At 59.5% G+C, this 21,399-nt stretch carries 21 protein-coding genes and 2 pseudogenes; 11 read left to right on the top strand and 12 right to left on the bottom strand.

Annotation, left to right across the window (positions count from 1 at the left end; translation table 11 throughout):
* Nucleotides 1-203 precede the first annotated feature (203 nt).
* The 6 genes and pseudogenes from MA07_RS29160 to MA07_RS20815 form a co-directional block, all read right to left on the bottom strand.
* A complete protein-coding gene (locus MA07_RS29160) occupies nucleotides 204-2,588 on the bottom strand; it encodes a PAS domain S-box protein (RefSeq protein ID WP_244445320.1) in 2,385 nt (794 codons plus the stop codon).
* A 490-nt stretch (nucleotides 2,589-3,078) separates the two neighbouring features.
* Nucleotides 3,079-3,375, bottom strand: a complete 297-nt coding sequence (locus MA07_RS20835) for an integration host factor subunit alpha (protein ID WP_036356226.1) — start codon at nucleotides 3,373-3,375, stop codon at nucleotides 3,079-3,081.
* 31 nt (nucleotides 3,376-3,406) lie between these two features.
* Nucleotides 3,407-3,607: a NepR family anti-sigma factor gene (locus tag MA07_RS20830; RefSeq protein ID WP_036356223.1), complete on the bottom strand. Its 201-nt coding sequence runs from the start codon at nucleotides 3,605-3,607 to the stop codon at nucleotides 3,407-3,409.
* A gap of 432 nt (nucleotides 3,608-4,039) precedes the next feature.
* Nucleotides 4,040-4,237 (bottom strand): annotated as a pseudogene (locus MA07_RS20825) (LuxR C-terminal-related transcriptional regulator); the annotation flags it as partial.
* Nucleotides 4,238-4,581: 344 nt separating this feature from the next.
* Complete coding sequence (locus MA07_RS20820) at nucleotides 4,582-5,091, bottom strand: transglutaminase-like cysteine peptidase (RefSeq protein WP_244445319.1); 510 nt, start codon at nucleotides 5,089-5,091, stop codon at nucleotides 4,582-4,584.
* A 368-nt stretch (nucleotides 5,092-5,459) separates the two neighbouring features.
* Nucleotides 5,460-6,002, bottom strand: a complete 543-nt coding sequence (locus MA07_RS20815) for a MucR family transcriptional regulator (RefSeq protein ID WP_052003389.1) — start codon at nucleotides 6,000-6,002, stop codon at nucleotides 5,460-5,462.
* Between the two features lie 328 nt (nucleotides 6,003-6,330).
* On the opposite strand from MA07_RS20815, the gene MA07_RS29155 reads away from it, so the two are divergent.
* Entirely contained in the window at nucleotides 6,331-6,648 is a 318-nt protein-coding gene (locus MA07_RS29155; RefSeq protein WP_081929091.1) for a glycine zipper domain-containing protein, read from the top strand.
* A gap of 115 nt (nucleotides 6,649-6,763) precedes the next feature.
* Here MA07_RS29155 and MA07_RS20810 read toward each other — a convergent pair whose 3' ends face one another.
* Entirely contained in the window at nucleotides 6,764-7,621 is an 858-nt protein-coding gene (locus MA07_RS20810; RefSeq protein ID WP_152568962.1) for a hypothetical protein, read from the bottom strand.
* Nucleotides 7,622-7,793: 172 nt separating this feature from the next.
* Here MA07_RS20810 and MA07_RS31240 point away from each other — a divergent pair, with 172 nt between their 5' ends.
* Nucleotides 7,794-7,928, top strand: a complete 135-nt coding sequence (locus MA07_RS31240) for a hypothetical protein (RefSeq protein WP_280114251.1) — start codon at nucleotides 7,794-7,796, stop codon at nucleotides 7,926-7,928.
* On the opposite strand, the gene MA07_RS30250 is transcribed toward MA07_RS31240, so the two are convergent.
* Nucleotides 7,925-8,062 carry a hypothetical protein gene (locus MA07_RS30250; RefSeq protein WP_160195468.1) on the bottom strand — a complete coding sequence of 46 codons (138 nt, stop codon included), beginning with the start codon at nucleotides 8,060-8,062 and terminating at the stop codon, nucleotides 7,925-7,927. The two genes, MA07_RS31240 and MA07_RS30250, sit on opposite strands and share 4 nt — an antisense overlap.
* 423 nt (nucleotides 8,063-8,485) lie before the next feature.
* Between MA07_RS30250 and MA07_RS20800 the strand changes: the two genes are divergently transcribed.
* The 3 genes from MA07_RS20800 to MA07_RS20790 all read left to right on the top strand — a co-directional run bounded on the left by MA07_RS20800 (nucleotide 8,486) and on the right by MA07_RS20790 (nucleotide 10,073).
* A complete protein-coding gene (locus tag MA07_RS20800) occupies nucleotides 8,486-9,241 on the top strand; it encodes an NAD-dependent deacylase (RefSeq protein ID WP_052003388.1) in 756 nt (251 codons plus the stop codon).
* Between the two features lie 77 nt (nucleotides 9,242-9,318).
* On the top strand, nucleotides 9,319-9,681 hold the full coding sequence (locus MA07_RS20795; protein ID WP_036356211.1) for a DsrE family protein: 363 nt from the start codon (nucleotides 9,319-9,321) through the stop codon (nucleotides 9,679-9,681).
* Nucleotides 9,682-9,716: 35 nt separating this feature from the next.
* On the top strand, nucleotides 9,717-10,073 hold the full coding sequence (locus MA07_RS20790; protein ID WP_036356209.1) for a nuclear transport factor 2 family protein: 357 nt from the start codon (nucleotides 9,717-9,719) through the stop codon (nucleotides 10,071-10,073).
* A 22-nt stretch (nucleotides 10,074-10,095) separates the two neighbouring features.
* Here MA07_RS20790 and MA07_RS20785 read toward each other — a convergent pair whose 3' ends face one another.
* Entirely contained in the window at nucleotides 10,096-10,428 is a 333-nt protein-coding gene (locus MA07_RS20785) for a hypothetical protein (protein ID WP_244445317.1), read from the bottom strand.
* Nucleotides 10,429-11,562: 1,134 nt separating this feature from the next.
* Between MA07_RS20785 and MA07_RS20780 the strand changes: the two genes are divergently transcribed.
* From MA07_RS20780 to MA07_RS20765, 3 genes and pseudogenes are all read left to right on the top strand, one after another.
* A complete protein-coding gene (locus MA07_RS20780; protein ID WP_036356203.1) occupies nucleotides 11,563-13,761 on the top strand; it encodes an ATP-dependent RecD-like DNA helicase in 2,199 nt (732 codons plus the stop codon).
* A gap of 1,313 nt (nucleotides 13,762-15,074) precedes the next feature.
* A complete protein-coding gene (locus MA07_RS20770; RefSeq protein ID WP_036356198.1) occupies nucleotides 15,075-15,383 on the top strand; it encodes a putative quinol monooxygenase in 309 nt (102 codons plus the stop codon).
* A gap of 169 nt (nucleotides 15,384-15,552) precedes the next feature.
* Nucleotides 15,553-16,177, top strand: a pseudogene (locus MA07_RS20765) (glutathione binding-like protein).
* A gap of 172 nt (nucleotides 16,178-16,349) precedes the next feature.
* Here MA07_RS20765 and MA07_RS20760 read toward each other — a convergent pair.
* Nucleotides 16,350-17,828, bottom strand: coding sequence for a protein adenylyltransferase SelO (locus MA07_RS20760; RefSeq protein ID WP_036356194.1), 1,479 nt, complete (start codon nucleotides 17,826-17,828; stop codon nucleotides 16,350-16,352).
* Nucleotides 17,829-17,975: 147 nt separating this feature from the next.
* The gene (locus MA07_RS20755; RefSeq protein ID WP_152568961.1) at nucleotides 17,976-18,236 is read right to left on the bottom strand and encodes a hypothetical protein; all 261 of its coding nucleotides are present in this window, start codon (nucleotides 18,234-18,236) and stop codon (nucleotides 17,976-17,978) included.
* A 402-nt stretch (nucleotides 18,237-18,638) separates the two neighbouring features.
* Here MA07_RS20755 and MA07_RS20750 point away from each other — a divergent pair, with 402 nt between their 5' ends.
* The 3 genes from MA07_RS20750 (at nucleotide 18,639) to MA07_RS20735 (ending at nucleotide 20,691) form a co-directional block, all read left to right on the top strand.
* Nucleotides 18,639-19,616 (top strand): 3'-5' exonuclease, encoded by a 978-nt coding sequence (locus tag MA07_RS20750; protein WP_244445316.1) that lies wholly within the window; start codon nucleotides 18,639-18,641, stop codon nucleotides 19,614-19,616.
* 174 nt (nucleotides 19,617-19,790) lie between these two features.
* Nucleotides 19,791-20,063 (top strand): DUF2312 domain-containing protein, encoded by a 273-nt coding sequence (locus tag MA07_RS20745; protein WP_036356185.1) that lies wholly within the window; start codon nucleotides 19,791-19,793, stop codon nucleotides 20,061-20,063.
* 415 nt (nucleotides 20,064-20,478) lie between these two features.
* Nucleotides 20,479-20,691: a hypothetical protein gene (locus MA07_RS20735; RefSeq protein ID WP_036356179.1), complete on the top strand. Its 213-nt coding sequence runs from the start codon at nucleotides 20,479-20,481 to the stop codon at nucleotides 20,689-20,691.
* Between the two features lie 241 nt (nucleotides 20,692-20,932).
* Here MA07_RS20735 and MA07_RS20730 read toward each other — a convergent pair whose 3' ends face one another.
* Complete coding sequence (locus MA07_RS20730; RefSeq protein WP_152568960.1) at nucleotides 20,933-21,256, bottom strand: hypothetical protein; 324 nt, start codon at nucleotides 21,254-21,256, stop codon at nucleotides 20,933-20,935.
* Between the last annotated feature and the right edge of the window lie 143 nt (nucleotides 21,257-21,399).

The raw sequence follows: 21,399 nt of genomic DNA, 5'->3' as shown, positions 1-21,399 counted from the left end.
CCTTGGGGGATGTGGTGACGCTGACCGTCCGGGTCATCTTGAGCGGTTGCTCGCAGCGAGCACAAGGGACCGCACGGCCGGTCAGCGTCGCGGCCTCGGGATACTGTCTCAGTGCGAGCTGAAACAGGGCAAGGCCGAGCTCCAGAGCCTAATCAGGTTTGTGACACTTTCAGGGCCTTAGCCGCGGCGCTTGGCCTGGTAGCTCATGCCTCCGCCGCCTCGGCAAGTTCCTCCTCCTTCACCGCTTTCAAGGTGAAGTGGAAGGTTGTCCCTTCCCCTTGTGTCGAGTCTGCCCAGATCTTGCCGCCATGCGCCTCGATGATCGTCCGGCAGATTGACAGGCCCACGCCCATGCCAGCCTTCTTGGTGGTTGTGAATGGCGTGAACAGCTTGTCTTGGACAGAGGGCGCCAGACCAGTCCCTGTATCTTTGACGCTCAGACGTACCATCGTCCCCTCGTCTTCCACCTCTGCCTTGATGGTGAGATCGCGCTCACCGACGTGCTGCATGGCCTCCATAGCGTTGCGAACCAGGTTGAGAAGAACCTGCTGGATCTGAACTCGACTGACGAGCACCTTGGGGCTCTCGTGAGGAAGATCGAAATCAACTTTGATGCCCTTGTCCTTGGCGCCGGCCAGAGCCAGGGCACTGGCCTCCTCAATCAGCTTGCGCAGGTCTTCAACCTCCTGATCAGTCTCGCCGCGGGCCACGAACGCCCGCAGCTGACGGATCACCTCACCGGCCCGCTGTGCCTCCTCCACGGCTCCTTCGATCCCGTGGCGCAGCATCGGCACGTGCTCTCCGTCCATCCGGTCCAGGATCATCCCGCAGCCCTTCAGGTATCCGGTGATCGCGGTCAGCGGTTGGTTCACCTCATGCGCCAGGGTCGAGCCCATCTCGCCCATAGCCGTCATGCGAGACATGTAGGCGAGTTCGGTCTGCAACTCCTGCATGCGCTTCTCTGTATATTGCCGATCAGTCAGATCGCGGATGAAGGCGGTAAAGAAGCGCTGGCCGCCCGACTCCATCTCACCCAGGTGCACCTCCATCGGGAAGGTGGAGCCATCCTTGCGCTGGGCTACCGCCACACGGCCGCTTTCCGTAATCCGGCGCTCGCCGGTCTGCCGGTAGCGGTGCATGAACCCCTCGTGGTTGTCCCGGTACGGCACCGGCATCAGGTACTTGACGCTTGTACCAATGATCTCCTCAGGCTGGTAGCCGAACATCTTTACCGCGGTGGCACTGAAGGACCTGATGATCCCCTTCTCGTCTGACACGACCATCGCGTCAGGCACCGTCGCCAGAATGGATTGTAGGTGGGCGGTTTGCCGGAGCAGATCGTCCTGGCTGGCGCGCAGGGCTTCCTCGGCCACGATGTGGTGGGTGACATCCTGCGCGATCCCCAGCTTGCGGGTCGCCCGTCCGTTCTTGTCGACCAGCGTGTGTCCGACGGACGTGATCCAGCGCTCTTCGCCATTATCAGCCCGGATGATCCGAAATGTGTTGGTAAAGGTCAGGCTGTCACCCGGCTGATCCCGGTACGCGGTGTCCGCAACCCGCTCCCGATCCTCTGGATGGATCCGCTCAAGCACAAGTTCCTGACTGATCGTTGTGTCCGGCGCAAAACCGAACAGGTCTCGCGCCTCGGCGGTCCACTGCCTCTCGCCGGTGAGGGTATTAAGATCCCAGATCCCGAGGCCGGTCGTCTCGATTGCCAGACGCAGCCGCTCCTCGCTCTGGCGCAAGCTCTCCTCAGCATGCTGTAGACCTGTGATGTCGCGCGAGATGGCCAGCAACCCATCCGGCTTGCTGTCGCTGCCCATGATCGGCGTGACGATTACGTCCCACCACTTCGGGGTTCCCGCCAGCGTCGGGCAGAACCCGCGGAAGCGACCGGCCTCCCCGAGCTTGGCCCGCAGCACGGCCCGGCGGGCATCGTCAGCCGACGGTCCCGTCCAGAAGTCGAGCCAGTCACAGCCCTCAATGTCGGCGAAGGTCTCCACCTCCATCGCCCGACAACCGCCCTCGCTCATGAAACGAAGCCGACCCTCCAGATCGAGCACCGTTATGCAGTCCTCGGAGCTGGCATGCAACCGGTCCAGCATCTCGGTCTTCTGGGCCAACTCCCGCTCGGCTTTGCGGAGCTTCATCTCGCGCTGGATGGAGCGAGCCAGCGCCAGAAGCGTCCGCTCCTGTACCGGCGACAACCCTTCCGGGCGTGCCTCGCAATCTACAACGGTCAGGGTGCCAACAGGAAAGCCATTCTCATTCCGCAAGGCAATGCCGGCGTAAAAGCGCAGCCCCGGCTCTCCGGTGACGAACGGGTTGTGGCGAAACTCCGGATGCTCGCGGAGATCGGTGATAACCGTCAGCCCGGGTTGCTGGATTGTAAAGGCGCAGATCGACAGGTCAGCCGGGATCTCGACTTCATCGAAACCGACCTTGGCCTTGAACCAGTGCCGCCCCTCGACCAAGAACCCAATAGAACCCATTGGGGTCCGGCAGGCTTGAGCCGCGATTAGAACAACGTCGTCGAACACAGCCTCAGGTGGCGTGTCGAGAACGCCAAGATCACGAACGGCAGCCAAACGATTTGCGCCGTTTGGCTCAGAAACCCCGATGCTGAAACTGCTGATAGCCATTGTTGGAATGCTGCCCCGACCGTCCAGTGTTTCTAATCTTTGGAGGTAACGCGCTCGGGCGGATAGCAAAGAGACAGGCGATTAACAATGTAAAAGCCGCCGCAACTTACGGCCAAGCTTAGTATAGAATGCTGGAGATGTGTTCTTCTGACTAGAATGGAACTTTGTTCTTGGTATGTTCGCCGTAACGTTCTCACCTTCCGTTAAGGCAATACGTATTTTGCCTACAGCCAAGCTTTCGGTTTTCCCTTATTGCGCGAAGCACCTGGCTAGTTCATCTTCCCGGTCATTGGAAGCACCCCACACTTTCATTGATTGGTTTAAAAAACAACAATAGTTTTATGTACTTACCGTAGGGGCAAATGCGGGGGCTGACGGGTCGCGAACACGGTCAAAAGACTGGGCGCGACCCTTTTCTTTTTCAGCTTGAGATCACTTAGGATGTTCTGTTGACGTGGTCTTTCAGAACATAGGATGGATTGAAGGTGAGCGCCCGGCGCGGCTCGATGGGCACCTCGACCCCTGTCTTTGGATTTCGGCCCATCCGTTCAGCTTTGTTCCGGACCGTGAAGGTGCCGAAGCCGGAGAGTTTGACACTCTCCCCCCTGACCAAGGCTTCTCCGAGCTCGGACAGAACTTGCTCGACCAGTGTCGCTGCCTCATGCCGGGGAACACCCGTGGTCGCATAGACTGCATCGCACAGGTCTGCCCGTTTCACCGTCTTGCCGGCCATTCTTTCATTCCACTGCTGTCGAGCGCCCAGCTTAGCGGGCAGCGGGCGGTGGGGAATGCCCGTTATCAAGCTGCTCCACAAGAGCTTTCAGCCTGTCTGGCAGGTCTGCCGCCAGGACATCGTTATAGAGGTTACGCAGGGAATGGCCGAGGATGAAGGTCACCTGCTCCTGCGAGAAGTTCAGGCTATTGGGGATCTGTCTTGCCCATCGGTGTCTGTTACTCTGCTGCATGGCTTTCGCTCGTTGCCCAGCATTGCCCCTGTTAACAGATGTGAGAGGCAACTCACCCTTTCGGGTTGGGTTTCAGCGCGGCCGTTAATTCGCAGCTGACTGGAGTTTCGCTTCCTGATGCTCAGCCCTCTTGGAGTCCCCGCGCGATCATAGCGCTCTCGAGCTGAGCTTGAACAATCAGAAGACAGCATCCAGCTTTACCCTCACTTAGCCGCGGATGCAAAAGCCTCACATTCGGTCGGGCTTTTTCTTTTCGGCCACGCTGAACTACCTCGCGCCTTCCTACCGTTTGCAATTCTGATGGTCGCGCGCTCCTGTTGGACCCGTCTGAAAAGAAATCGCCGTTCCTCTCTCAAAAACAAGGGCGTCAACCTTAGGGCTCCTCCCCCACGGAGCGGGTCTCTTTTCATGAGATGGGAGTGACGATCTTGCTTAGCCCGCGAGCACCATCTCGGGGGAGTTAGCAGCAGGGCCAAGGAACTGGGTTGCCCACATGGCCGCCTGTGTCCGTTTCTCGGCTTTAGCGTTCCGCAGGATCGCCTTGATGTGAACCTTCACCGTCGCCTCAGTCAAGCCAAGCTCTCGGGCGATCAGCTTGTTGGAAGCGCCTGTTGTCGGCAGCCGCAGGATCTGGCACGAGAAGCTCGCCTTGAATCTCGCCGCGATGGTGAAGCTCGCGTTCCTGCGCCAGTACCTACGCATGCTCAGGCCGTCAGACAGGAACTAGATGCTCGGCCAGACTTGGCAGGGAGCCGGGTGCAGGAGGTGCTGCCACGCCCCGGATCGTGGCGGTGTCAACTATCCCGGATCGACAGCAAAATCTGCTCTGTTGCCAGAGCCTGCGGTCGAGCATGAGGGTACACCCGTCCATCACGCGGAGGTCTCGGAGGTGCTCGTCATCAATGAGCCGGTTGAAATAGCGTTCCCTTTGCACACCCGCATCGTCGGTCAGTCATTTCCGCCCTCCATCCGATCTAACGATTGGCTGTGACAGTTGGGGCGGCTTGATCTCCGAGAGCAACCCAAGCTTTGCCGCTGGTGCCCTCCCGCTTGATGAAGGTATAGCCAGTCCACCGCCAAGGCAGGATGGCATTGCGCTTGTTGTCGAGAACGAAATCGCCCTGGTCTGTGAGGACCATGAGTACCGCATGCCCCTGCCCCTGGTCGTCGATGACGGCTGTCATCCGTAGGGCGCGGTGCGGCAGCCCGGTCTGGACCAGCAGCTTGCGCTTCAGAAGCTGAATGTCCTCGCAGTCACCAAGCCCATCATCTGGATAGTCCCACCGGTCGAGAACACCCCAGTGATCCTGGTCTGTGACCGCAAGGATCGATGAGTTGACGCGCTCATTCACCTGCGTGAGAGCCGCCCAGGTGCCAGGGGTTAGGGTGATGCGCGCAGGCTGCGAGAGATCGATATGGCATTCACGAGGTCGGTGCTGGCAGAAGCTCACCCATGCCTGGGTCGGGTCTGCACGACCTACCACTTGGATACGATCCGTTCCTCGCATCGAGATCAAGCTCTGGGCAGACGCAGCCTCCGAGAACCCCGAGAGGCTCAGGAGGGTCAGCCCCAGAAGTATACGCTTAGTTTTGCCACCACGACCGAGGCAACTGCGGAGAATCTGCTCAACACTGATCATGATAGGCTCCGATGGCGGAGCCAACACGATGTGCTCTCACGGTAAATGAGGTCTTAACCCGCTTCAGCCTGAAGTGCGGCATAGCCGACGCACTTCCGGGATAGCGGTACGGAAGTTGGCGGAGCGGCATAGAAAACCCGGCACTGGAAGCACCGGGTTTGAGTGAGAGAGCATCTAAACGGCTATGGCTGCTTTAAATACTACGGGATGAACTAGGCGGCATTTTTCGTGCGTTTACCCTTGGCAGGCGCAGTCACTTCGTCCGATGTCGTAGCCGCCTTCGCAGCCGCCCCCTTGGGTTTGGCAGGAGCAGCCTCATTGGCAGCAGCATCCACCAGAGCAGCAGTCTTTCTGCGCTGCTGGCCGAGCCCCATGGTCTTAGCAAGCTCGGAGCGTGCCTTGGCATAGTTCGGCGCGACCATCGGGTAGTCAGCGGGCAGACCCCACTTCGCCCGGTACTGCTCGGGCGTCATGTCATAGGTCGTCCGCAGATGACGCTTCAGCGACTTGAATGACTTGCCATCTTCCAGGCAGATGATGGCATCCGGAGTAACGGACTTCCGCACCGAGACCGCAGGCACCAACTCAGCCTTGGGCTCCTCTTGCTGACCCTGTGCAGTCTTCGTCAGAGCCGAGTAAACAGAACTAAGGAGCGCCGGGAGCTCAGAGGCCGGAACGGAGTTGTTGCTGACATAAGCCGAAACAATGTCAGCAGAGAGTTCGATGAAGTTCGGAGAGGTTGTGCTCTCGCTCATAGTGCTCATGTCCTCGGCTGCACAGGAACAGGTTTCAGAAGGTGAATAGATCTAGATGAAATCCTAACAGGATCAGCAGGAACGGCCTGTGCAGCACAGTAAATACCCGTGACCTTTGCTCCACCTATGCTCCTTGCTCACCTTTGGCAAGGCACCCCTACCGAATTCAATAGAGGACTTTATCCCATCATTCAGCAAAAGCTGGGGATCATGCTGATGTTTCAAAATCACTGAGGGTCGCAAACCGCCAAGCTGAAACGCCTTCGTGAGGACGCCGTTAACGTGGCAGCAGATCGCAGTTCGCGATTGGTTCGTTGGAGAAACAGTCATGCGCGCACACATCAAGTACGCTGCTCTTGCAGCAGCCCTCCTGATACCGACCCTGGCCTCGGCCGATCCAGGAGGGGCCGCAGCCGGTGCTGCAGCAGGCGGTGCAGTTGGTGCGGTTGTTGGAGGTCCAGTTGGCGCAGCAGTCGGGGCTGGTGTAGGCGGCGCAACTGGTGACGCCGCTTCAGGACCGGACCAGAAGAACGTCGTGATTGAGAACCGGGATGTCGGCACAACTGGCAGCACCGGCTGCTCGACAACGACGAAACAGACGACTGACGCGACCGGCACCACCACAAAGCAAAAAACAGAGTGCTAGGGCCACTCTTCCGTCGGGCGGTGCCGGTTGGTGCACCGCCTGCTCACTGCACCACTTCCTCTAACGGTCCTGGGTCTTGAGGGGAGCTTTGGCGAAAGACGACAACTCCCCTTAGTCAGTGATGCTCCTCATCAGAGGATTGGTCGGCAAGCCTTTTGATCTCGAACACTGCAGCCGTGACAAAGGCGGAGACGACGAGGAAGGTCGCAACAGTCGTGAAGGTCCCTTCCTGAACTCCCGGGTTCATCCCCACCAGCGGGATCAGCAGCAAAGCTGGAATGCCAAGGGTGATTGCGCCAAGAATGTAGACCGGGTTTGCTGATCTTCTAGCCTTGTCGGTCTCATGCCCCCTGCGCTCCGACTTCTCCTGTGCCCAGACCTTCACACGTCCCGAGGCACCTCTCACCTGTGCTGACGCAGCCTGGAGGCGTGGGCTCCACACTCTGATCGCTTGTTGAACCTGGCCTTCGAGGCCAATGCGGACAGATCTTTTCCTATCCTGTCGACTTTCCGACTTGAGGTCACGAACCATAAGAAGATGCTGGGTTGGTTCCTGCTTTTGGGCGACTTGCATCTCAAGCCCCTCGCTGGGCCGGGGCTGACCACTTGCAAGGCCGTGATGAGGCTCTGTTGGGCCGAGACCAACCGTCTGCACCGGCTGCTCGACCTCATCTCTGATCCTGCTGTGTAGGTCTTGCTGATCTGGCGTGTTCCGATTGTCTTCCGTTGCCAAGTTGCCGCTTGAGGCGAGGGTGTCGCTCTGCACAGGCGGAAGTTTGGAGCCAGTGTTCCCTTCGGGTCCCTCCAGTCCCCCATTGGGCATCTCAGCGCTCAGGGAATCCAGAGCCGTGTTCGCCTTCTTCGGCGCAGCGCGCGGCTTACGGGTGGTGGACTTGAGCCGCTGCACACCAGCCTCGACATCCGGTGGTTTGGGGTTATCACGTTGGCTTGGGCGCTTGGGAGCTTTGCTCATAAAGGGATCAAGGGCAGATACCTTGGCTTTTTAATGACACTGATGCTGAGGCTTTAGGCCAGAAGAGCATCTGGCGTGATCCTTGCTGTAGGGCTTGGGCTGCGACACACGGGAACCTCGATCCAGCATCTCTGTTGGCCTGACATGCCCCGTCAGCTAGGAGATCGAGCCAATGATCTGCCCGTTCTGCAAGCAAGAGGTCGATGAGCCCTGCCGCAACACCGTGGAGATGCAGCGGCGGGCCAGCGACCACATCGAACGTTGCGATAAAGCTCTGAAGAACCTAAAGGGGATTGTGTTCGGCTAACCGTGGCGGTTGGCATAGCGACGCTTTTTGGTGAGTTTCTTCTGCCCTTCGAGCGTCTTGGCTGGGGCAATCACCTCCCTGTAGCGGCGGGTGTTCTTTTTGAACGAGGGTCGCATGCGAGACTTACCGGCCATGGGCTTGTCCTTCTCAGTTTGGAAAGCATCGAACCACATCAGGCTGGGCTGAGCATCTCATCCTGAGTGGGTATCTGAGGCTGCCCGAGGTCCAAACCATGACGTGATAAACTCTTGCGGCTCATCCGAACGCAGTGAGCAGGGACGAATACATGCCAACCTTCATCGGTTATGGACGATTCACCCGAGAGGCTATGCGCGGCATATTGCATACGTTTGAAGATCGGACAGAACCTGCCTCCAAGCTGGTCGAGCCTCTGGGGGCGGCCGATCTCCTGGCCCATGACCCAGGCTGTGAGTTCGACGGGATACTCCTTGCGGTGGCTCCCAGGGAGGGGGTCGTGGCCACAGCCGGTCTTGTTGCAACAGGTGGCAGGGCTCAGGACACCAAGGTAGCTCGTGCTTGTACTCCTAGGAGAAATCATGAAGATCTTCGCACTGACCGGAGCCGGCGCGTCAGCCGAAAGCGGCTTGGGTACCTTCCGGGATAAGGATGGGCTGTGGTCCCGCTTTGACCCAATGAAGCTCGCCAGGCCAGAGGCATTCGCTCACAATCCGGACGAGGTGCATGCCTTCTACAACATGCGCCGCCAGAACCTCCTCTCGGCAGAGCCCAACGCCGCTCACCGGGCACTTGCCCGCTTGGAGGCCGGTCTGGCCGAGCGCGGCGGCAGCCTGTTTCTTTGCACGCAGAACATCGACGACCTCCACGAGCGGGCTGGATCGAAGCGGGTCGTCCATATGCACGGCGAACTGCTCAAAGCCCGTTGCACAGCCTGTGGCGGGACAATGCCATGGCACGAAGACTTGAGCATCGCAGTCCCCTGCCCGTCCTGCCGCCGTTCCGGAGGGTTGAGACCTCACGTAGTCTGGTTTGGCGAGATGCCGCTGGAGATGGATGCGATCTATGACGCTCTGCTCGGGGCAGACCTGTTTGTTGCAATCGGCACTTCGGGTTCCGTCTACCCGGCAGCAGGCTTCGTATCGGAGGCGCGGGAACATGGCCTCCGCACCTGCGAGATCAATCTGGAGCCCTCAGATAACGCCCGCCAGTTCGATGAGGGACGGTATGGGCCAGCCAGCGAGGTCGTCCCAGCGTGGGTTGAGCAGCTACTCTCGTCAAGATCTTCGAGCGACCAAGGCGGGTTTACGGCTCCCGGCCCATCTCATCCCAAATAGTAGAACCGTCACGTTGGCGTACGGCCTGACGAGGAGCATAGTCCTGCTCTCCCGTTCTAGGCTCGGCGGAGGTGTTCATGTCCAGCCTTCTTGTCCATGTCACCTGCGGGCCTGAAAACCCCACTAAGGCTGTACTCGCCTTCTTCGTCGCGGCAGCAGCCGTCGAGGCAGGGCATCAGGTTCACGTGTTCCTGGCAGGCGATGCGGTTCAACTCATCCGCGAACCCACGCGCACCGGCCTCGCCGGGCTTGGTACGGGTGCCCTTCGGGAGCATTTCGACAAGGTGATCGCCGGAGGTGGCCGGCTGTATCTCTCGGCTGGGTCCTGTGCCGCGCGGGGCGTCAGCGATGCGGACCTTCAAGGTGTCCCTCACGAGAAGGCTGGCCCGCCTATGCTGGTGCGGCTGGTGATGGAGTGCGACCGCAGCATTGTCTACTGACCCGGTGCATCTCAGGAGCCAAGAGGGGACCCCTGATGGCAGACGCTGTTTCCATTTCTGTCCTTGATGACTTTGCGGCAGCCTGGAACCGGCATGACCCGGATGCGATCCTGTCGATGATGACGGAGGACTGCGTGTTCGAGGCCAGCCGTGGTCCTGACGTGAAGGGGACGATCTTTACAGGTCGGGCTGCAGTCCGCCGTGGAATTGAGGAGGTCTTTGCAACCTTTCCGGATGCCAGGTGGAATAATCCTAAGCACTTCATTGCTGGAGATCGGGGCGTCTCCGAGTGGGTGTTCACAGCCACCGGGCCTGACGGTGCTCATGTGGAGGTCCAAGGCTGCGATATCTTCACCTTCCGCCACGGCAAGATCGCAATCAAGAACTCGTAGGGCCGCCGCTTTCATAAATGGGTTACCCGTTTGCGGGGTGCTCCTCGACGAGGGTGCCGATCAGACGCAGCAGTTCCTGCTGTTCCGGCCCTACGCCCCTCCCCAGGAAAGCCGCGATGTCTTCATGTTCCACCTGCCCTCCGGAAGCGACATTGGCTTCGTGGCGGACGAACAAAGCCCCTGAAGGGTCTCGGATGAGGTACCAGCGATCACCGCTTGAACTTTCATAGAGCTTGCGCGCCTTCTTCATGCGGGCTCCTGTCGGGTCGAAATGGCACAACCACTGTAATGCATTGCGGCAGAAGGCGGAAAGCACAGATTGATCGAGCACTGCTTCACGATAATCGAGCCGCATGATCAACAGAGCCTGGGACGGGATCCCTCACCGGAATGATGCTGGATCTATCAACTGGACAGGTTCGGCTGGGTGGATAGGCCGGATTGCAGGTGTCCACCGTCATCACTCCTGAGACAGATGGGGTGAGTTGAAGGAGGGAGAGTTTATGGTTCATCGTAGCCCCTTAGGACATGACGATGAGACAGCAACCAAGACCAGTCAAGGAGCCGGCCGAAGCGATCAGAAACGAATCAGGCGGAGCAACTGCAACGCGTCTCTGTTACAGCCTTCAGCAACATACACTTGCGTCTAACCATCGCACGTCACGGAACGATAAAACGGTAAGGAACTAAGCGCGTCATCCCACCCAAAGCAGTTCGGCCTCCTCAGCTGCAATGCCAATGTATGTGTGTTTGGCGAGCAGCATACAGTTCAGCGTGGCTCCGGGCTTTAAGTTCTCTCGAAAGCCATCGTTTGTCCGTAGCTGAAACGTACCTCTAACAAGGATACCCATCTCGTAGTCGTTGCTGGCGGCAATCCTGCTCAGGTCTCGACGTCTGCCTCCACGAAGGTGTGGCTCAAGCTCATCGAGCCTTGTAGTCGGGCAAAACTACGGGCAAGGTGGTCTTGCGAACAGCACCTCCCTTCTTCAGTGCGGCAGCGTACGAGGCAACTGTTCACCAAGCCTCTGCTCCCGATCAATGAGGGCGAGAGTTGCTCGAATGCGCTGTGGGAGAGGCTGCCTGATCACATCGGCGTAAATTGAGCGGAGATCTTGCCCAATCCGGCGCAGGAGTTCGGTGTCGGAGACCGCTGAAGGTCGCTTGCCACTATCAGGTCCGTTATCCATTTCCATCTCCCAATCAGCAGCCACCCCCTGAGTACCGCTTTGCTACCTGATCGTTAACCAACTCTCTTTTCAGCTGTGGAAACCGGGCAGAACTCTGTGAATGCTCGGGATTGGCGCTTGCATAGCCGGCACTACAACCGAATCGGTAGATTGCGCGGGGGGAGCAGAGTTAATCCAAATCGCCGCAAAAAAGCCCTGAAACAAAACAAGAACATCTGGAGCTGGAGAAGCAGAGCATCCTCGTCAGCGGTGCCATTCAGCGATACAGTCGGAGAGGCTGGGAGCGATTCCTGGCAGGCACCATGAACCAGATGATTCGCCCCTCGCAAGTTGATCAGAGGCCGGTCCTCGAGACCCTCGCGGGTTCTGTGGAGCGCGTCACCTTCCACAATGCGGAGAACGGCTTCGCTGTCCTTAAGGTCCACACGCGGGGCAAGCGTGACCTTGTGACCGTTGTTGGGCATACGCCTGCGGCTTCTGCCGGGGAGTGGATCACCGCGAGTGGCATTTGGATCAACGACCGCACACATGGGCTTCAGTTCAAGGCCGAGGTGCTCAAGACGACACCACCCACCGGAGCAGAGGGCATCGAGAAGTATCTGGCCTCGGGCCAGATGCGCGGCATCGGACCGGCCATCGCCAAGCGGATTGTCGCTGCCTTCGGCGTAGACACCTTTGAGATGATCGAGGCCGCTCCTGAGCGCTTGACTGAGGTGCCTGGAATTGGCCCGATGCGGGCCTCCCGCATCGTGGCGGGCTGGGCCGAGCAGAAGGCGGTGCGGGAGATCATGATCTTCCTTCACGCGCACGGGGTCGGCACGGCACGAGCTGTCCGCATCTTCAAGACCTACGGCTATGAGTCCGTCCAGGTCATGACCGAGGACCCGTACCGGCTGGCTAAGGATGTGCGCGGCATTGGCTTCAGAACAGCGGATGCCATCGCGGCCAAGCTCGGGATGGAGAAGACTGCGCCTCAGCGCATCCGGGCAGGTATCTCGTTCGCGCTCCAGATGGCGACGGACGAGGGGCATTGCGCACTACCGGTTGATGCTCTCACCCGGCTGGCCGAACAGCTCCTTGAAGTTGATGAGGCCCTGATCCGCACCGCTGTCGCCGAGGAGTTGTCTAAGGGCGAGATCGTCTCGGACTCAATCGGCGGCGAGACCTGCCTTTTCCTCAAAGGGCTCCATCTGGCCGAGCAGGCGATTGCCTCTCGGTTGATTGAGCGAGCGTCTGGTCCATCACCCTGGCCCGAGATCGACCTCGACAAGGCCATTCCATGGGTTGAAGGCCGCACCGGCAAGACCCTGGCGGCCTCGCAGCGCGAGGCTCTAAAACTGGTGCTTGGCTCCAAGATGGCCGTGGTGACCGGTGGTCCTGGTGTCGGCAAGACAACCCTGCTTGACACGATCTTGCGTCTGCTCGTCGCGAAAGGCGTTCGCGTCGCGTTGGCGGCTCCCACAGGACGCGCGGCCAAGCGCATGACAGAGCAGACCGGTCTGGAAGCCAAGACGATCCATCGCCTCCTCGAGATTGATCCGAAGCACGGTGGCTTCTCTCGCAATGAGGAGAACCCGCTCGACTGCGATCTGCTGGTGGTGGACGAGACCTCCATGCTGGACGTGCCGCTGATGAATGCTCTGACCAAGGCTATCCCTGCTCCGGCGGGTCTGCTGCTGGTGGGCGACGTGGATCAGTTGCCGTCGGTTGGCTCGGGGCAGGTGCTGGCTGACATCATCGCCTCGGAGCGCATCCCAGTCGCCCGTCTGACCGAGGTCTTCCGGCAGGCGGCAGAGAGCCGGATCGTGGTGAATGCTCACCGCATCAACAAGGGTCAGATGCCTGAGCCGCAGAAGGCAGGCGAGGAGAGCGACTTCTACTTCGTCGAGATCGCCGATCCCGAGGAGGGCGTGCCGAAGATTGTTCAGATGATCAAGGAGCGCATGCCACGCCGGTTCGGCCTTGATCCAATGAAGGACATTCAGGTGCTGTGCCCGATGAACCGAGGTGCGCTCGGAGCCCGCAACCTCAACATCCGGCTTCAGGAAGTGCTCAACCCCAATCCTCCATCCAAGGTGGAACGGTTTGGCTGGCGCTTCTCCCCGGGAGATCGGGTCATGGAGACCCAGAACGACTATGACCGGGAGGTGTTTAATGGCGATCTTGGGACAGTCGCGCGGATTGATGACGAGGAAGGGGCGCTGATTGCCTCGTTCGATGGACGGGAGGTGTCCTACCCATTCGGTGAACTCGATACGCTGATACCGGCCTACGCCACCACGATTCATAAATCACAGGGATCGGAGTATCCGGCCGTCATCATCCCTGTCGTGACGCAGCATTTCACGATGCTGGCCCGCAATCTGCTTTACACGGGCGTCACCCGCGGCAAGCGTCTGGTCGTTCTGGTGGGCCAGAAGAAAGCAGTCGGGATTGCCGTTAGAGGCGGGCAGATGAAGAGGCGCTGGACGAAGCTGCGGGAATGGTTAGCTGCCCATTGATCGATAGCGCAAACTTCCGTTCTCATGCCGCGTTCAAGGTGTGAGGTTCCAACACCATACGCACGTCTCGGGGCAATACAAGTTAGAGCGTGCCGCTGCTCGCATACACGCACTCAGGAGAGCCGCTAATTGCCCCATTGATGACCGATGATAAATGGGAGCGATTGCGATCAGCGCGAAATCGCGATGCATGAATGCCATATGGAAAAGGGCGGGCCATCCCGAAGACATCGCATCGTGGAACACGCTTCTTCACCTATCCTCCTGGGCGAGCGCCTGAGGGAGCAAAGGAAATTGACCTTCATCCCTACATCAAAGCACAGATCCTGATCGGAGCCCGAGCCGCGGGTTGGGATGGTCTGCCAGAACAATCTGGAACAACACCCGATGGTCAGGATGGGCGGGCTGATGTCTTGTGCCGCCGGCCTGGAAAACACTGGACCGCCGCCATTGAAGCTTAGGTTCAGCTCCAGGGGGAGGAAGCTTACCGCCAGCGGCAAGAGCGCTATATGGCTTCTGGCATCCGCACCCTCTGGCTGGTCGCTCATGAGCCTGCATCATTACTGGCTCAGGCCTGCTGACCCGCATCTCCCAACATTCAAATCCACGACCTGGAAAGATCAGGATGGCTTGCCGGGAGCGCACGTGCATGTCGATGCCTTTTCACTCAGTACCCCTGACTTTGTCACCGGTGCACTCAGCGGCAAGCTTCAGTGGTATGGGAATGGCCAGCACGGGATCATCCTCCTTGTTCTTCGTGAGGACTAATGTTGGCACCGCACATGCCGAAACATGGATCTCCTTACAGGTCCGAAGCAGCACGTGGGAACACTCTCAAAATTGAGGTGGTCCAAGTGATGGAGGGCTATGCGGCCGCTTATGCCGAAGCTCAAGCGGCTCTTCCTGATCTCGCAGAAAGCCCACAGCCCTTCAGAAAAGTCCTCGCATCACACTGTCTCCATCGCAAACGAGAGATCCGGTATCACCGCGAGGACTGGGTGCACCAGACCGCTACTTATCGGTTGCTGATTGGCATCAATATCCCGGAGCAGGGAAGCCAGATCGGCTTAACCCCACACGCCCAGTGGCATTGGGGACAAGGATCCCGGTGGCCTGACTGCCCTCCCCTCGGGGGCATTGGCCCGATCTCCTGTCAGCCTGTTGAGATGCGGCCGAGGCGTTCGGGCCCCGGACCAGGTTGATGTATCGCGATTACCAGACCTAACGCGAGGGTCACAGATCCTGGCATCCAGGGTGAGGAGCTTGCGGGGTCGTGGAGCTGTGTCTAACAATCGGCTATAAGGAGAGCAATCATGCTGCACGTTCTAGCCTATATCACTGCAAAGCCCGGTATGCGCGAAAGCGTGCTCCGAGAGTTCCGCGCCAACATGCCGGCGGTGCATGCCGAAGAGGGTTGTATTGAGTACGTTCCTGTTGTCGATCTTCCAGCATTCGGCCCCTTTCAGACCGAGCTCGGGCCAGACACTTTCGTCGTGGTCGAGAAATGGGCGAGCCCTGGAGCACTCAACGCCCATGCCGCGTCTCCGCACATGAAAGCCTATGCCGAGAGGACGGCTGACATGATCGAGTCCCGAATGATCCACGTCCTCTCACCTCACTAGAAGCCTGCCTGACGGTCCCTCACGGGTCGCGCTTCGATTGTACTACCTACCGTAGCGGCCTCCGTCAGAACCTCGCCGACGTCACCCCTGCTGTTGGAGCACCCCTTTTATCACATTCTACTGCAACCTTGTACCAAACCTGTTGAAGGCTGCTCTGTGCTTGGAGGAGATGAGCCTTCCGTATGAGCTCAAGCCCGTAGATACATGCAAAGGCGAGCAGCACCAGCCGGACTTTCTAACCATCAATCCGAATGGCAAGGTGCCTGAATCATCGATCAGGATAGCGGAGCAAGGGTCTTCGACTCAAACGCGATCCTGCTCTATCTTGGGGAGGACCGGACAGTTCCTGCCCGCCAGCACACCGGTCGCGCATGATGAGCTTCTCGTTTGGCTGATGTTCATTGCAACAGGCATCGCACGTTCTCAGGTCAAGCTGTGCATTTCAAGCACTTTGAGCCTGAGCCCAAGGACTATACCGGCAATCGTTATCTGTACGAAGCGAAGCGGCATTACGGCATCATTGATGCACATCTGGCCAGGCAGCGATACATGGTGGGCGAGACTTACACCATCGTGGACATGGCCCTGTGGGGCTGGGCACGCATGGTGCCGTTCATCCTGAGTGAGAACGCCTGGAAATACCTCTCTAACCTCAAGCGTCTTTTTGATGAGATCAGCGCTCGCCCGGCAGCACAGGCCGCTGCCACGCTGAAGGAGCGGCATAGCTTCAAGGCTGAGATGGACGACGAAGCACGCCAACATATGTCCGACATTTGGCTACCCCTGCGAGCTGACCTTTTACGGGTGCCGCCGTTCCTGCGTCCAGCCAGCAAAATGGCCGCTGGGCGGAGGTAAAAGCCGTCGAGGGCCATTGATGTCCAAGGAGTTCCTCGTCGGACGCTGAAAGAGCAGCATTAGATGTGCCAAGCGGCTTAGGCGCGAAGCTGATGAGGCGGCCTTCCCGCCTTACGTCCCGCAGAATGTCCGATGGACGCGCTGGTGTGGTTCCGGTGGCTCAGAATAATGGGCGAAAGCTGGCTGATCCGTATAAGGGTGCGAGAGAACCATCAGAAGCTCCTCGAAAGGAGCAAAGTCGTTCCGTTCCACTGCAGCTTGTATCATCGCCTCCACGCGATGATTGCGCGGGATAAAAGCTGGATTGACGGCGCGCATGGCAGCTTTGCGGCTTGCACCATCCTGTGGCTCAAGGCTCAACCGCTCTCGCCAGCGGGCAGCCCAGGCATCGTAAGCAAGCGGATTGATGAAGAGGTTTCGGACGGCCTCGTCCGCTTCGGATGCGGCAGCGGCATCGCTTAAGCGCCGGAAGGTCAGGGTGAAGTCGGCCTGGTTCTCGGCCATGGCCTTCAGAAGATCCCCGGCGAGCGTCGGGTCGTCTTCGCGCTCCGTCAGCAGCCCGAGCTTGCGCCTGAGCCCCGCATGATAGGCCGCCTCGAACTTGCCCGCGAAGGCTTCGAGCGCCTCGCTCGCTTCAGCTATGGCCTTCTCCTCGTCCTCGGACAGGAGCGGCAGAAGCGCCTCGGCCAGCCGCGTCAGGTTCCAGAGGCCGATGCGCGGCTGGTTGCCATAGGCATAGCGGCCCTGCCGATCGATCGAGCTGAAGACTGTCGCCGGATCGTAGGCATCCATGAAGGCGCACGGGCCATAATCGATCGTCTCGCCGGCGATGGACATGTTGTCGGTGTTCATCACCCCGTGGATGAAGCCGATGTGCAACCAGCGGGCAATGAGGTCTGCCTGTGCGGCGATCACCTGATCCAGGAGCGCGTGATACGGTCTGTCGCTCTCGGCGGCCTGTCGGTAGTGCCGGCCGATGACATAATCCGCGAGAAGCCGCAGCCCCTCCACATCCTGCCGGGCTGCGAAGAACTGGAACGTGCCGACCCGAATATGGCTCGAAGCCACTCGGGTGAGAACGGCGCCGGGAAGTGGCGTTTCCCGGACAACGGTCTCCCCGGTCAACACCGCGGCAAGCGCACGTGTTGTCGGCAAGCCAAGCGCGGCCATTGCCTCGCTGAGGAGATACTCACGCAGAACAGGCCCTAACGCCGCTCGCCCATCGCCGCGGCGTGAGAACGGCGTCGGCCCTGAGCCCTTGAGTTGAATGTCCCGACGGATGCCGCCCCGATCAACCACTTCGCCGAGGAGGATGGCCCGGCCGTCACCGAGTTGCGGCACGAAGTTCCCGAACTGGTGGCCGGCATAAGCCATAGCAATGGGCTCGGCTGCATCTGGAACGCGGTTGCCGGACAGAAGTTCAACTCCGTCAGGACTGGAGAGGCGATCAGGGTCAAGGCCGAGGTGTAACGCGAGATCCCGGTTCAGCCGGATGAGCCTTGGAGTCGAGACGGCTTCGGGTTCTACGCGCGCATAGAACCGATCAGGCAGGCGCGCGTAGGTGTTGTCGAAGGGGAAATTAGTTGTCATGGTCCGGGCTCACCACAAGGACCACGTGAAATCGTAATGGGTGCCTCAGAAAACAAGAGCCGGAGGGCAAATCCGACTGGGTCAACTCCAAGATCCCCCTACTCGGCCTTTGATAACACCACCCCCCATTCGATCAAGAAGATACGCTTACCGCTTCCGGTCTACAATGCCGCACTCAACGTCGATAATGTCTCCCTGTCGAGGCGCCTTTCCCGTGGTGCGGCGAAGTCGCTGCCGTAAAATCATGCCTAAGCTGAAAGCGGCAGGAATGATGATCAGTGCAAGTCCAGCGGCCAGGATGATCAGTATGAGACCCAGCAAAACGGCAGCAATCAGAAGCAAGGCGGCCGCCCAGCGAGGCATTCGGATCAATTTGCCCCCTGGATAGGACGAATAATTCGGTTTCATTTTCTCTCTTTGCGAAGCTCTACTTCAACAGGGTCTACATGCTGACGTCAGAAGTGGGAAACAAGGTTGAGGTGAGCCGGATACCTTTGTTCTCATCTCACGTCCTCCGCAAAACGCCGACTTATCGGCTCCTTGTCCGAAGGATGAAGGCCCCACCCGAAATCGAACCGGGGTGCAAGGTTTTGCAGTCCTCTGCGTAAACACTCCGCCGCGAGGCCATCCGAGGTCTATCCCAGATGTGAGAACTGTTTGATAGTCGAGAGCCCCTCAAAGGACAACTGCCACACCCTGCGCATTAACGATCTGGCGACCTGCACCTCGCTAGTCTGCCCCGCCGGGCTCAGCACGAGCCTGTTACAACAGGCGGAAGGTGTGGGAATGCGAGGCCAGGCTGATCTTTTCTTGGACTACGGCGCACCGCCGGGTCCCATCGAGACCAATCCGGCCGATGAGATTGTCGTCAAAGCCAGGCAACACAGGGGGTCGTTTGAAGCTCCCGACTATGAGACCGCCGCCCGGATGCTGGAGGCCACGGGCGACTACCGCGTGCTGCGCCGATTGACACCACGCCCCATTGTCGTCTCCCGCACACCTCGCCAGGACGAGAAGATCGCCGTCATTGTGGATACCGAAACCACCGGTCTCGATCAAACCTGGGATGAGGTCATCGAGATCGGGATGGTGGCGTTCTCGTATAGCGAGGACGGCCGCATCGGCGATGTCATCGGAACCTACAATGCCTTGCGGGAGCCGACGGTCCCGATCACACCTGAGATCACGCGTCTGACCGGCATCACGCCCGAGATGGTGAAGGGTCATACGATTGACTTGGATGCAGTTGAGGCGTTCATTCAGCCCGCTCACTTGGTGATCGCCCACAACGCCCGCTTCGACCGGCCCTTCTGTGAACGCTTGACCCATGGCTTTTCGCCGAAGGCCTGGGCCTGCTCCCATGCGGAGATATCCTGGTCGGAGTATGGCTTCGAGGGCTCGAAGCTCGGCTACCTGCTGTCTCAGTGCGGGTGGTTCCACCAGGGCCACCGGGCGGTCGAGGACTGCCATGCCCTGCTGGAAGTCCTGGCGGCTCCGCTGTGCGGGGCTACGGCTTGTGCCATGACCCATCTGCTGGCCTCAGCCCGGAGGGCCCTGCTACGGATCTGGGCGGAAGGCTCGCCCTTCGACATGAAGGACACGCTGAAGAAGCGTGGTTACCGTTGGAACGATGGCACGAACGGCCAGCCGAAATCATGGTTCATCGAGATTGCCGAGGATGCGTACGAGGCAGAGATGAAGTTCCTGCGGCAGGAGATCTACCGCCGGGACGTGGAGCCGTTTACGCAGCGGATTACAGCCTTGGAGAGGTTCAGGGCAGCCTCATGACCAGCTCGTCACGTCATGAAACGTGCCTGACATCCGTCCCTACCCGCGTCACCGGTGCACCCAAATGAAGTATGGTCTCGACAGGGCAGTTCCTCTGTGACTGAAGGTCCGGATTAACGGGGTGCTTACTCCCCTGCCCGATAGTGCCCATCCACATACGGCAAAGGAGAGACCATGAGTGACGTCGTTGGAATTCCGGGCAATCGGATCCGCTCGTTCGTGGAGCGCATCGAGCAGATCGAGAACGAGATCAAGGACCTGAACGAGGCCAAGAAGGAGGTCTTCTCCGAGGCCAAGGGTGAGGGCTTCGACGTGAAGATCCTCAAGGAGATTATCAAGCTGCGCAAGCAAGATCAGGACGAGCGCGACGAGCACGACAGCCTGCTCGACGTCTACATGCGCGCCATGGATGTGGCCGGGCCGGCGCCCGTCGCCGAGGCGGCCTGATAACGTCTCGATCTCCCGATGGTGCGAAGGCCGCCTCCAACGAGGCGGCCTTTTCACGCCCTTCGTGATGCAGAGCCGCCCGATCGATCATCTGATCGGCTAATCACCGGCTGCCGATGAATCCTTCCGCGAGGAGGACCGCCTGCCGCCTTTCCGGCTGGCGCCACTGCCACCGTTTCTGCCTGGAGATCCGCCAAGGGCGCTGGTCACCACCTCACCTGCGGCGCCAATGGCCGCTGCTGCGACCTCCAGCGGAGCAGCAACGATCTCGGCGCCGAGGCTGCCGGCAGCCGCCACGGCATTTCGGCCTTCTTGTGTTTCGCCACTTTGGCTCTGCTCCCTGCCCTGCGGCTTCTCCAGTATGTTCGCGACGGACCTGAGGGCCTCTGCCATCACAGCCCGTGCCTGTGGGGAGGTGAGCGTTGTCTCCAGGGTTGAGAGCCAAGCCATCGGGTTCAGCAGGCTGCCCTGTGAGCGGGATGCGGAGCGGGCCTGGGTCGTGGAACGTGACCTCGACGGGCTGGAGGTCGAGCGTGCTGCTGTGCGCGATCCTGCGGGGGAGCGGGCCTTTGTGACAACAGCCTGGGACTTGGTCGCTGATCGGGAGCTAGCCATTGCCTTGGGCTGAGCACGCTTGGAAGCGCCCGCTTTCTTTTTCGTGGCCGACCGGGAGGCGGATTTCGTCGTGGACCGCTCCGGCGTTTTCCGGCTTCTGCCGGGTTGGGTAGTGTCGTCCTTTTTGGTTCGAGCCATTGTCATTCTCTCATCTGCTGGGGCCGCAAGCCGGCCGTGCTGAGGAGTGATTGTCCTCAACCATAACAATGACAGCGTGGCCCTTCGGTTCGTTCGCACAAATGAGCCGAGGCGAATTAGGTCCGCCTCAAGAACTCCAGGCCAGCCGGAAGATCGTGCTCCTGCCGTGCTGGGCGCATGGCCGTGATAGACGCTCTAGCTTTTGGTGGTATTTGGTCAGCGATCCAGGCGGCTTTGCCATCGTGTGTCTCCAGCGGACATGCCGCTTCGACATGGAGCATCGCTTCCTGCAGCCATTCGGCCAGTTGCTCGGCAGAGAACTGCGACAGGTAACGTCGGTCTCTTTCATGAAAGGTGATGTCTAGGTTTCCGTCGCCGTTGTCGATCACCTGGATCATGATGTGATCGAGGAGGCGCTCCTCAATGAGATACCCGTCCATCTGAGCGGCTGCTACAGGACCGGTGACCGTGACCAACCTCTTCATACCATCCCCTCCGAAAGGCTCAGGCGAGTGTAAGCGGCCCCTCTGACGCAGCGATACGCAATCCTGCAAACATCCTTAACTGCATAACTCTGCTCATC

It is taken from the genome of Microvirga sp. BSC39 (assembly GCF_000739015.1).
GTDB lineage: Bacteria > Pseudomonadota > Alphaproteobacteria > Rhizobiales > Beijerinckiaceae > Microvirga.
The sequence above is the reverse complement of the archived record's forward strand: the minus strand, read 5'-3'. Positions and strand labels throughout refer to the sequence as shown.